This window comes from uncultured Psychromonas sp., assembly GCF_947489755.1.
Classification (GTDB): Bacteria; Pseudomonadota; Gammaproteobacteria; order Enterobacterales; family Psychromonadaceae; genus Psychromonas.
In genome coordinates this window covers 1-12463 of the sequence record NZ_CANLFB010000043.1, presented here as the reverse complement: position 1 = coordinate 12463, position 12463 = coordinate 1, and the positions used below count along the sequence as shown (strand labels likewise).

At 36.4% G+C, this 12463-nt stretch carries 13 protein-coding genes; 5 read left to right on the top strand and 8 right to left on the bottom strand.

Annotation, left to right across the window (positions count from 1 at the left end):
* The first annotated feature begins 11 nt into the window (after window positions 1–11).
* The 5 genes from panC (at window position 12) to Q0794_RS16800 (ending at window position 5356) form a co-directional block, all read left to right on the top strand.
* The gene (gene panC, locus Q0794_RS16820) at window positions 12–866 is read left to right on the top strand and encodes a pantoate--beta-alanine ligase (RefSeq protein WP_298943835.1); all 855 of its coding nucleotides are present in this window, start codon (window positions 12–14) and stop codon (window positions 864–866) included.
* A 69-nt stretch (window positions 867–935) separates the two neighbouring features.
* On the top strand, window positions 936–1316 hold the full coding sequence (gene panD, locus Q0794_RS16815; RefSeq protein WP_025562604.1) for an aspartate 1-decarboxylase: 381 nt from the start codon (window positions 936–938) through the stop codon (window positions 1314–1316).
* Window positions 1317–1483: 167 nt separating this feature from the next.
* Complete coding sequence (locus Q0794_RS16810; RefSeq protein ID WP_298943831.1) at window positions 1484–2620, top strand: sugar diacid recognition domain-containing protein; 1137 nt, start codon at window positions 1484–1486, stop codon at window positions 2618–2620.
* 230 nt (window positions 2621–2850) lie between these two features.
* The gene (locus Q0794_RS16805) at window positions 2851–4206 is read left to right on the top strand and encodes a GntP family permease (RefSeq protein ID WP_298943829.1); all 1356 of its coding nucleotides are present in this window, start codon (window positions 2851–2853) and stop codon (window positions 4204–4206) included.
* 13 nt (window positions 4207–4219) lie between these two features.
* Window positions 4220–5356, top strand: coding sequence for a glycerate kinase (locus Q0794_RS16800; RefSeq protein ID WP_298943827.1), 1137 nt, complete (start codon window positions 4220–4222; stop codon window positions 5354–5356).
* Between the two features lie 214 nt (window positions 5357–5570).
* Here the strand turns inward: Q0794_RS16800 and Q0794_RS16795 are convergent, their stop codons facing one another.
* From Q0794_RS16795 to Q0794_RS16760, 8 genes are all read right to left on the bottom strand, one after another.
* Window positions 5571–6200 (bottom strand): protein-methionine-sulfoxide reductase heme-binding subunit MsrQ, encoded by a 630-nt coding sequence (locus tag Q0794_RS16795; protein ID WP_298943825.1) that lies wholly within the window; start codon window positions 6198–6200, stop codon window positions 5571–5573.
* A 39-nt stretch (window positions 6201–6239) separates the two neighbouring features.
* On the bottom strand, window positions 6240–7268 hold the full coding sequence (gene msrP, locus Q0794_RS16790; protein WP_298943823.1) for a protein-methionine-sulfoxide reductase catalytic subunit MsrP: 1029 nt from the start codon (window positions 7266–7268) through the stop codon (window positions 6240–6242).
* 79 nt (window positions 7269–7347) lie between these two features.
* Entirely contained in the window at window positions 7348–8031 is a 684-nt protein-coding gene (locus Q0794_RS16785) for an SAM-dependent methyltransferase (RefSeq protein ID WP_298943822.1), read from the bottom strand.
* Window positions 8028–8801 carry an ABC transporter permease gene (locus tag Q0794_RS16780; RefSeq protein ID WP_298943820.1) on the bottom strand — a complete coding sequence of 258 codons (774 nt, stop codon included), beginning with the start codon at window positions 8799–8801 and terminating at the stop codon, window positions 8028–8030. Before Q0794_RS16780 ends, Q0794_RS16785 begins: the two co-directional genes overlap by 4 nt.
* Entirely contained in the window at window positions 8791–9714 is a 924-nt protein-coding gene (locus tag Q0794_RS16775) for an ABC transporter ATP-binding protein (protein ID WP_298943818.1), read from the bottom strand. The genes Q0794_RS16780 and Q0794_RS16775 overlap by 11 nt, the downstream gene beginning before the upstream one ends.
* Before the next feature lie 174 nt (window positions 9715–9888).
* Window positions 9889–10824, bottom strand: coding sequence for an EamA family transporter (locus tag Q0794_RS16770; RefSeq protein ID WP_298943816.1), 936 nt, complete (start codon window positions 10822–10824; stop codon window positions 9889–9891).
* A gap of 114 nt (window positions 10825–10938) precedes the next feature.
* Window positions 10939–11649, bottom strand: coding sequence for an AraC family transcriptional regulator (locus Q0794_RS16765; protein WP_298943814.1), 711 nt, complete (start codon window positions 11647–11649; stop codon window positions 10939–10941).
* 93 nt (window positions 11650–11742) lie between these two features.
* Window positions 11743–12177 carry a DUF3859 domain-containing protein gene (locus Q0794_RS16760; RefSeq protein WP_298943812.1) on the bottom strand — a complete coding sequence of 145 codons (435 nt, stop codon included), beginning with the start codon at window positions 12175–12177 and terminating at the stop codon, window positions 11743–11745.
* Window positions 12178–12463: the final 286 nt, after the last annotated feature.

The window sequence follows — 12463 nt, the reverse complement described above, 5'->3', positions numbered from 1 at the left end:
AAGAGTTAGTCATGCAAGTAATTAAAGATCCAACACTACTACGCAGTGAAATTAAAAAACTTAAACAGCAAGGTGCACAAGTTAGTTTTGTCCCTACCATGGGTAACTTACATCAAGGTCATTTAACGCTGGTTCAAGAAGCACAACAACACACCGATATTTCTGTGGTGAGTATTTTTGTAAACCCAATGCAATTCAATAACCAAAGCGATTTGGATAATTACCCAAAAACCTTAGCTGAAGATTGCGCCAAACTTGAACAAGCTGGCGTTGATATTGTATTTACACCTAGTGCAAATGTTATTTATCCAAATGGTTTAAATACACAAACATTCATTGAAGTCCCTGGTATGTCTGATTGTTTGGAAGGTGAATTACGCCCAGGTCACTTTCGTGGTGTAAGTACGATTGTTACGAAATTATTTAACTTGGTTCAACCAGACGTCGCTTGTTTTGGTGAAAAAGACTTCCAACAACTTAGTATTATCCAGAAAATGGTCACTGACTTGGCGATGCCAATTCGTATTATTCCGGTTGCAACCGTTAGAGAAGCATCAGGGTTAGCGATGAGTTCTCGTAATGGAAAACTATCAGCGGGCGAAAAATCAATCGCCCCTAAACTTGCTGAAGTCATGAATGATCTAGGTAACAATGTGCAAGTAAGTTCAGAAAACTGTCAACAATTAATACAAGATGCCAGCCAAGCATTAGATCAGTTCGGTTTTAAAACTGATAAGATTCATGTGGTTGACCCAATTACATTGGCGCCTTTAAATGCAGCAAGTCAAAAAGCTGTGGTACTAATGGCCGCTTTCTTAGGTGAGACTCGTTTAATTGACAACCTGGTTGTTAATTTGCGCCAATAAAGTTTTTACTTTATAGTCGCCCTGCTGAAAAGACACTCATTTTAAATTTTTTAGACTCAAAGGTTCTGTATGAAAAAGACACTGCTAACAGGTAAATTGCATCAAGCTCGCGTAACTCACGCTGAATTAAATTACGAAGGTTCATGTGCTATCGATCAAGACCTTCTTGAGCAATCAGGTATTTTAGAGTACGAACAAATCGAAATTTACAATATCGATAACGGTAACCGCTTTTCAACTTATGCAATCGTAGGTGAACGTGGTTCAAAAATCATTTCAGTAAACGGAGCAGCAGCACGTCAAGCAGCCGTTGGTGACCGTGTGATCATCTGTACTTATGCAAGTTTTGATGCCGATGAAATTGAAGGTCACAAACCTAGTTTAGTGTATTTAGATAAAGACAATAATATTGTCCGCACAAGTAAAGATGTTCCAATTCAAGTAGCGTAGTTAATACCTAAACGCTCCAGCAGATTGAAAAAAGCCGCTAATATTTATTATTAGCGGCTTTTTTGTGTCTATGCATCTTGATAAGTCACATAAAAAACACACCACCGCCTATTTTTTGTATCTGGTTGTTATTATGAGCCATTAAAATTTAATTTTAGGGATCTGCAGTGCTTCTTTTAGAGAATAATTTAGCCCAACAAATCGTAAATCGAACGATGAAAATTATTGGAAACAATATTAATGTGATGAGTCATAGAGGCGTCATTATTGGTAGTGGAGACCCGCTGCGTATAGGTCAAACACACGATGCTGCGTTATTAGCACTACAACACTCAACGACTATCGAAGTTACAAAAGAAAGCAGTCTGACTCTAAAAGGTGTACTGCCAGGTATCAACCTCGTCTTACAAGTTAATGGGCAAGTTATTGGTGTAGTGGGTATCACTGGCGATCCAGATGAGTGTAGAAAATATGCTGATTTAGTTAAAATGACAGCAGAAATGATAGTAGAACATGCTGGCCTAACAGAACAATTACAATGGGATAGAAGACATAGAGAAGAATTTATTACTTCTTGGATCAATACACAAACAAACGACGCCAAGTTATTAGGCTGGGCAAAGAAACTTGATATTGACATTTCAGCTCCTCGCATTGCCGTCTTGATCCGCTTTCGAGAAACACATCAGCCGATCAGTTTACAAGGAGTACGTAAGATAGTTGAGTTATTAGAATACCCGATACGAGATAACCTCGTCGCGGTTGTCTCTCTTAATGAAATAGTCGTATTAAAACCCGCCACATTTATCCATGGACAATGGGATTGTAACGATGAAAATAGACGTATTGATTTATTATTCTCACGCTTAAAAGAATACGATATGACAGATATTGATATTGCTTTAGGACACTACTTTGATGGTGAAGGATCAGTAGCCCGATCTTATGAAAGCGCTCAATTAACATTAGAATGGGGATTAACGCATCAACCACAAAAACATAAACATCTTTACGAAGATCTTCGCTTACCGGTCTTGTTATCACCATTACATCAAAGTTGGCAAGGTCAACAATTACATCAACCTTATCAATTACTAATACAAGAAGATAAAAATGGGCAACTCGTTAAAACACTTGTTGCTTTATTCCAGTACCGATCTTTAACTGAGTGTGCAAACAGCTTATATATACATCGAAATACATTACGATACAGAATAAATCGTATTCGTAATATTACTAAAATAGATCCAGAAACGATTGGTGGTTTATTAGAGCTACATTTAGGATATTTACTTGAAAGGTGAAATAGAACCAACACTATTGTGCAAGTGCACAATTTAATAACAAATTTGCAACAGTAATTTGTCCGCCAAGCCTAAAGACTTTAATTGATTGAAGCTTAATAATAACTCCACTAAATAAACTGAACATTTTACTAAAAAATTGAATGTTCATTAAACAAATAGAGTCCTCAATTAACTAAACTGAGCCCTCACTAAGTAAACTAAGTATTCAACTAAACAACGGAGTTATGATGAACTTAATACTGATCTTAATAGGCGTGATCGCCTTTATAGTAGTAACCACTACTAAATATAAACTACATCCCTTTTTGGCTTTGCTGTTATCAGCATTTATTGCCGCTTTTGCTTATGGGTTGCCTTCAGCAGAAATAGCAAAAACAATCGCCAATGGCTTTGGCGGTATACTGGGTTATATTGGATTAGTCATTGTTTTAGGAACAATTATTGGCGTCATTCTAGAAAAAAGTGGCGCTGCCATTACGATGGCAGATTATGTGATTAAAGTACTTGGAGAGCGCTTTCCTACTTTAACGATGACGATCATCGGTTATATTGTTTCTATTCCTGTATTTTGTGACTCAGGCTTTGTGATACTCAATTCATTAAAAGAGTCATTAGCAAACCGTTTGCAAACTTCAAGTGTCGCAATGAGTGTAGCCTTAGCAACAGGGTTATACGCAACTCACACCTTCATTCCACCTACACCAGGTCCAATTGCTGCAGCGGGTAACCTAGGCTTAGAGTCAAACTTAGGGTTAGTAATTGCTGTAGGTATTGTTGTCGCGGCTGTTGCGGCATTAGCAGGTACATTATGGGCAAACAGATTTAAAGATGTTGAGCCAGATGCAGTATTTGATGAAACACAAGAAACACAACAATCTTGGAAAGAGCTCAAAGCATCTTATGGCGTATTGCCTACAGCAGCGCAAGCTTTCGCTCCTATCTTTATTCCTATTCTATTAATATGCGGTTCATCTATTGCAAAATTCCCAAGCCAACCATTAGGTAATGGTATTATATTTGATGCATTACTCTTTTTAGGTGCGCCAATTACAGCCCTACTTATTGGATTAGCGTTTGCGTTACGTTTATTAAAATCCGATAACAAATCGATTGAACTTGGTGAACACGTTAGTAAAGGCATCACTGTAGCGGCACCTATTCTTCTTATAACAGGCGCAGGTGGCGCATTTGGTGCTGTTTTAAAAGCAACGCCTTTAGGTGAGTATTTAGGTGTTACATTAACGGGCTTAGGCATAGGCATCTTCATGCCGTTTATTGTTGCAGCAGCATTAAAGTCAGCACAAGGGTCATCAACAGTGGCTTTAGTGACAACATCTGCTCTTGTCGCACCATTATTACCACAATTAGGCTTAGACTCAGAAATGGGCAGAGTATTAACAGTAATGGCAATTGGTGCTGGCGCAATGACAGTTTCACATGCAAATGATAGTTTTTTCTGGGTTGTTTCTCAATTTAGTAGAATGTCAGTGGGCCTCGCTTATCGAGCACAAACAATGGCAACATTAGTGCAAGGTATTACAGCCATTATATGCGTATACTTATTAAGCTTAATACTCCTATAAAATAGAGGTAGATATGAAAATAGTTATCGCTCCCGATTCATTTAAAGAAAGTTTAACGGCGAAAGAAGTTTGTCTTGCTATTGAAACAGGCTTTAAACGTGTATTCCCAGAAGCAACTTATTGCTTAATTCCTGTTGCTGATGGCGGAGAAGGCACTGTTCAATCCTTAGTTGATGCAACACAAGGGGAAATACTTCATTTACAAGTAACAGGCCCCCTTACAGAGAGCGTTGATGCCTTTTATGGGTTACTGGGTGATGGTAGCCATACTGCAGTTATAGAAATGGCTGCAGCCAGTGGACTTCACCATGTACCTGAGCATTTACGCGATCCTAAACTTACCTCAAGTTATGGTACTGGCGAGTTAATAAAAGCCGCATTAGACCATGGCGCCACTAAAATTATTATTGGTTTAGGTGGTAGTGCGACGAATGATGGCGGTATCGGCATGTTAAGCGCACTAGGCGTTGTCTTTCTTGATAAAGATAACCAAAACATCGTTGCTAATGGTGCAGGCTTACAGCACATAAAATCAATTAATATTGATCGATTAGATGCGCGTTTAGTCAGCTGTGAAATACTCGTCGCTTGTGATGTTGATAACCCTTTATGCGGTCACCATGGTGCAAGCCATGTATTCGGGCCTCAAAAAGGCGCGACACCAGAAGATATTCAATTATTAGATGATGCTTTAAAGCATTATGGAGACTGTATTAAGCAACAATTTAATATCGATGTGCTTAATCAAGCGGGTGCAGGCGCAGCAGGAGGCATGGGTGCGGCTTTAATGGCTTTTACTAATGCGACATTGAAGCCAGGTATCGACTTAGTCTTAGAAGCTGTTCAGCTTAATAGCTACATGGATAAGACTGACTTAGTGATTACCGGTGAAGGCCGAATTGATAACCAAACTATTTATGGCAAGACACCAATGGGTGTCGCGAAAATAGCAAAACAATTTGATATTCCCGTAATTGGCATTGCCGGCAGTTTAGGTAAAGATCATCAAGCGGTTTACGAATGTGGGATTGATGCCGTATTTGCAGCTATTCCTGGTGCAATGACGTTGCAGCAAGCTTTTACAGATGCTAACTATAATGTTGAAAACGTTGCGGAGAATATTGCTAAACTTTGGTCTGTTAAGTTTTAGTGGTCTGTTAAATTTTAGTAAAAATTAAGCTGTAGTTAATAGACATCTAGGTTACTAAGTAAAATCAACGAATACCAAAAAGGCTAGTTACTATAAAACAGAGTAACCAACATAGTAACTAGCCATTTAACTTTATCTTGCTAATAATAATAAATATTCAAACTAAGTCTTTCTTTAATGAACATTTCTATTTTCTATTTTCTATTTTCGTAAGCTAAACTAATTTTTTCTTCTTTTTTAAAAACTTATTAATCACTGATTTAAAGTACTGACTACGCTCTCGCAATAAAATAAAGCAGAGAGTGAAGTAAATTGCCGGCTCTATTAGCCCTGATTTAACAGACCAATAGTAATGTACAACACCTAAAATCACAGCAACATATACCCAGCGATGTAACGTAAACCAAGTTTGTTTCATTTTCTTTCTAATCACGTTTAATGAAGTAATGCTGAGTAACAATAAAATAAACCACGCCAACATACCCAATGTTAAATAAGGTCGTTTAATGACTTCGTCGATTAACAAACCGACTTCCCAATTTAATTCTAACCATAGAAAAACAGCAAAATGTAAACATATCCAAGTGAAGGTATACAAGCCTAGTAAACGCTTTAAACGCCCTAATAAAGGTTGTTTAAAGCGTTTACTCAGTGGCGTTATTGCTAAAGTAATTAATAAATAATTTAATCCTGTTTTGCCTAAAAAATGAATCATCTCTTTGACTGGATCAGCACCTAAACGGCCACTATCAATTAACAGATAAAAATACACCAGCGTCGACAGTGATGCTAAATGAATAATCACTTTTATTAAGGTGATAGCGTTAGGTGGTATTTTATTCATTTCAACATGCTCAACTTATTGATATTTAATATGAGTGAATTAAAAATAACGAAGAAGATCGATATCTTTATATAAGTGAGCGACTTCTTCTTCGTAACCGTTAAACATTAGAGTCTTTTGGCGACTTTGCTGGAATACATTACCTTCACCAATAAAGCGTTCACTTGCCTGGCTCCAACGAGGATGATCAGCGCGCGGATTAACATTAGCAAAAAAACCATATTCGTCAGGTCCAAGCGCCTGCCACGTATTAACGGGTGCTTTATCGGTAAGAGTAATTTTTACAATTGATTTAATACTCTTAAAACCATACTTCCAAGGCACGACTAAACGAATTGGCGCGCCATTTTGTGGAGCAAGTGTTTTACCGTATAAGCCAACAGAAAGTAATGCTAATGGATTCATTGCTTCGGCAATCGTTAAGGCTTCCACATAAGGAAAATCAATACTGCCACCAACGAAGCGAGAAGCTTGCCCGCGCATTTGTTCTGGGTCATAAATAGTTTCAAAACGTACAAACTTAGCATTAGACTTAATACCCGCTTCTTTTAATAAGCTAGCTAGCGTAAACCCTAGCCACGGAACATTCATCGACCAAGCTTCAACGCAACGCATACGATATAGACGTTCTTCAATTTCAAACTTTTTAAGTAAATCTTCATAGTTTAATGTTTGTGGTTTATCAACTAGACCATCAATGGTTAATGACCATGGATCCACTTTAAACTGTTGAGAGTATTCAGCAGGATCGCCTTTACCTGTACCAAATTCATAGAAGTTATTATATTGGAGAATTTTATCTTCAGGAGTGAGTGGAGTAAGAGATTGAAAGTTAGTATTTTTAGTGAACTCTAATGGTGTTCTTACAAAGGTACCGCTTCCAGCATCATTTTTTTTATCATCACCAGAGAAAATATCAAAAACACTCGCACTGGCAGTGCTAGTAAAAGGAACTGACAAAGCAGCGAGACCAAGGCCTTTAATAATATTACGGCGATCCTTATAAACAGATTCGCTAGTTAATTGGGATTCTTTTAATTGCGACTTTTTAGCATGTTTTATAAGCATATCTTTACCTCACAGAGTTATATTAAAGATAGACCTATAAAACATATTTTTTATTTCATTTATCGAGTAAATATAAAAATTATCCCTTTAGATCGCTAATTAAACGTAATGACTGTTGACCACTCGCCCAATATTTTCGTTCAAATGGTGTAATAGGTTTATCTGTTGTATATATTTCAGTTGAGCTTTTTAAACCTGCAAGCGCTAATGCTTGTTGAAATTCTTCAACATAAGTAAACCAATTACTCCTTAAATCTAACTGCCCACCTAATTTAATTATAGAAGGAAAAACAGCACTACCATGCCAACGTCTTTGTAGATGTTTCGATTTAGGCCACGGATTTGGATACAACAAATAATGATGTGAAAGCGTCCAATTAGCTTCTACCGCTAAACGCCAAAAATCATTAAGGTTCACTTGTAATAAACGGTAATTGTCTAGTTCTTCAATCGATGCTTCACCATCACTTGGATGTTTTGATAATCGATCTGCAGATTTATCCATACCTAATATAATCGCTTCAGGATGTGCTTTAGCAATGTGGTAAGTACTTTCACCAACACCACAACATGAGTCAAAGATAATGGGCTTACCTTGTTGCTCTACCCATTTTTCAACTTCTTTAAAAGCAGCCAATGTATGTGTTTGATAAGGTTTTTTAAAATCATGTTGCAAATGTTTTAATACCACTTCATCTAACTTTTCATGCAAACCAACTTGGTTAGATGAAATAACTCTTGAATCCCCTGTAAATTCATTCATGAACGGATACCTGCGCCTTTCTTAAGTAAGATAGCAACTAATGAATAACCTACGATAATGAATGTAAATATCACTACAAAAGACCAAACAATAGGTACATCAGAAACACCTAAGAAGCCGTAACGGAAAGCATTGATCATATAAAATACAGGATTGAAATGAGAGACACCTTGCCAGAAATCAGGCAGTAGAGAAATAGAATAAAATACACCACCTAAATAGGTTAAAGGGGTTAAAACAAACGTAGGGATAATACTAATATCATCAAAGGTTTTAGCAAAAATAGCATTTAATAAACCACCGATTGAAAAGAGGATAGAAGTACATAGTACACTCGCAATCAATACCAATACGTTATAAATATGTAAGTCGACAAAGAATAATGACACTAGAGTAACAATGAATCCCACCATTAATCCACGTGCAACTCCTCCTCCGACATATCCAAAAATAATAAGATAATTAGGAACAGGCGCGACTAATAACTCTTCGATATTGCGTTGAAACTTAGCACTAAAAAATGACGAAGCAACATTAGAATATGAGTTAGTAATAACCGACATCATGATCAAACCCGGTACAATAAAAGCCATGTAACTAAAGCCATTCATTTCACCAATTCTTTCGCCGATTAGGTTACCGAAAATAACAAAATATAAAGACATAGTAATAGCAGGCGGTACCAAAGTTTGTACCCATATACGTAAAAAACGATTAACTTCTTTAGCCCAAATACTTTTTACCGCTACCACATATTGTTTATTTAGCATCGATAACTCCATTTTTAACTAACTCTAAAAATAACTCTTCCAAACGATTGGATTTATTTCTAAGACTTTTCACTTCAATGCCTTTCTCGGTTAATAGTTTAAAAACATTATTTAATGAATGTGCCTTAGCTAACTCTAACTCTACCGTTCGCTCATCGATTATCGTAAATTTGAAATCGGTAGTATCAGGTAAATCCGAAGTAGAATTAACATCTAAAATAAACGTTTCACTGTCCAAACGGCCGATTAACTCTTTCATACTCGTATTTATGACCAATTCACCTTGGTTAATAATGCCAATGTTACGGCATAAACTTTCAGCTTCCTCCAAATAGTGAGTGGTTAAAATAATCGTCACACCTTGTTTATTCAGTTCAGTTAAAAATAACCACATAGAACGACGTAACTCAATATCAACACCGGCAGTAGGTTCATCAAGAATCAATAATCTTGGCTCATGCATTAAGGCTCTGGCAATCATCAAACGACGCTTCATTCCACCAGATAGCTCTCTTGCAGGTTCATTACGTTTACCCCATAGATCAAGCTGTTTTAAGTATTTCTCTGCGCGAATTAATGCTTCTTTTCGTGGCGTTCCATAGTAACCAGCTTGATTAACTAGTATTTGTAAAGGCGGCTCAAAAGGGTTGAAATTGAATTCTTGTGGCACTAACCCTATTTGGCTTTTTGCTAACTCGAGTTGCGTATCTAAATCATAACCAAATATACTGACTTTACCTGAGCTCTTATTCACTAATGATGAAATAATACCAATAGTCGTCGACTTGCCCGCTCCATTTGGACCTAACAAAGCATAAAAGTCACCTTCTGCTACTTCCAAAGAAACACCTTTTAATGCAGTAACTCCGCCTCTATAGGTTTTTGTTATGTTCTGAAGTTCAATTGCATTCATACTAATAAAAGCCTTAATAATTAATGAAAAAAACACCGTAGTAATGAGATTATTGCGATGTAATAGAATATTTAAAGAGTTGTAAATTATATCATTAAATACGGCTGAAAATAGTGTTAACAAATAAAGAACATGGCTATGTTTTATCAGAGGGAAGTCAGCTAAGACACAAAGTTACTCGTTGGGTACAGATTCTGCTCTTATTATACTTAAAGTTCGGGGGCTAAACGTTTGTATTAACAAACATAATGAAACTAAACACACACCTATCCAACCGATCGCTTTAAATTTTTCACCTATAAGACAAACCGCAAGAACAGTAGCGATCAATGGTTCGATAAGCGTAATTAATGTAGCTTTACTTACATCGATATAATTCAATCCAAAACCAAATAATAGATAACCGATAAACATGGGAATAATCCCTATATATAAAGAGACCAAAGCATTCATTGGGTTTGAAAATAAGTTATCTCCTGTGAACCAAAGTGAAGGGAGCAACAAAAGTGCAGCACAACCAAATAAACCAGACATCGAAGACCTTGAATGCACGCCATTTTCAATTAACCGTTTTGCTGCCCATGAATAAGAGGCATAGGCTAGTCCTGCAATACACCCTAATAATACACCGAGCATTTCTTGATCTAAGCTTTGAGATTCAAGGAGTTTTTGCTCTTTACCTAGGACTAACAAAACAACACCACTCGAGCCAATAAAAAAGCTCAATACCCATTGTAGCGATATCTGTTTTTTACTGATTAAACAGTCAAGCATTGCCGCAAATAAAGGTGCTGAAGCAATAGAGACAACCGTCCCGATAGCAATACCAGATAAACGCATGGAGCTATAAAATGCTAATGGATAAATAGCAACAGAAACAGCGCCTAACAGCAATACTTTAGGTTGTTGTAACATCAATTTATAATCGTTCCATAACTTATAACGTGAGGTAAAAACTAATAAAACCCCACCGATACCACTAGAAAATGCACCAATAGCTAATGCGCTCACCGCTTCAGAATAATGTGCAGCAAGCCCTGTTGTTCCCCATAAAAAACTAGCAATAACAATGGCAAAAACACCTTTTAAATACCCTTCACAACTTTCCATTATCAAACCTTTAATTAATTACGTTACATCATTATTTAATACGGAAAGAATAAGTTAATTATGAAGGTATAATTTAACAATTAAGACGCAATTGTTAACGATTCAGACTGATTTTTATTTTTTAAATTTAATCGGTGATAGTCCAAAATATTGTGAAAATTTTCGGCTAAAGGCAGAAGGTTCTTGATAACCTACTTTCTCGCCAATGATAGGCAGTGGATAATCCGTATGTGTTAATAGCGCTTGTGCTTTTTCCATGCGAAGCTTTGTTACGTACTTCATCACAGTCATATTGGTTTGCTCTTTAAAGACTTTTTTAAATTGTGTTTCACTAAGACAAGCTAATTCAGCTAGTTTTTTTATTTGCAGTGGTTCAGTCATATTTTCTTCTATAAAAGAAATGACAGTACCAATACGATTATCTAATTTTGCTAATAGAGGTTGCTCTTGTAATAACAATACAAACATTTCAAACATGGTTTCTTCTAGTTTTTTATTCACTTTATTTTCTAATTGGCTTTCAATAAAAGTGAGATAACGACGAAGTGAATGATTAATTGCAAAAACAATGCACTCTGATGAATTGATATTATCAGGTAAATTTTGCATATCAGCGACAACGAACCTAGCTTGTATATCAGCAGTGAATAAATGTTCTTCATTGCTTTTCACAACAACACATTCACCGGGTGCAATTTTCCCATTAAAATCACCAACGCGTATATTAATAACTCCACGTAAAGGAAGAACAAGTTGATTAAAGTTATGTGAATGATTTGTAGGTTTTGTACTGTAAGAACGAATAGATAGTAAATTTTTGACCATGATATAAACACCAATCCGGTTTTATTAATTAAGTACAATGATCGAATGTAATAAAAAGCATAAGTTTATGGATAAACAATTATACAGTTTTGATTACAGGGTCCAGTCTTGAAATCGTTGTTTAATCCCCCTGTTAGATTCACCAGAAAATACATTAAAGGTTTTATCTGCAATGACTGCTCCATCGAGCTCAATTGTCATTCGCCATGACCCACATTTATCTTCAATAGGAGCCCAAATCGTATCACCTAAATAAAAACGCCAATCGTTATTGGTAATATGTACTTCGCCAGTAAACGCCTCACAAGGCTCACCAACTTTGTTATGTATATTTGGATGATCAATACAATAAAATGCTTTTTTACCACGCGCATTTTTTATATTAATAATGAATCCGAATTCAATGTCTAATTCTGCAGGTATGTCCGTTGTAAATTCTTTCACTTTAGGTAAGTCTTTAGACTTTGCATCCCATTGAGAATGAACTCCATAAGTTTGAATTTTTATCTCAGGTTTTTTCTTAGCCATATTTCCCTACCGATTAATAATAGTGGCCCCTAGTATATCAACAGCTATCAGAAAGTAGTGAATACCAATAATAAACATGTCGTAAGATAAAGTTGCTCGTTCTTAACTTAAGCTATATTAATTTACTGATCATTGTTGTTCGCACCACATTGCCTGTCCGTAAACTCGCCCGACTAACGTAATAGCTCATCAGTCATAAGTAAACGTCATAAACGAAAAAATCCCTGCTGACGTCAGTCAACAGGGATTGTTCGTATTAGGCGCTTGGCAATGACCTACTTTCACA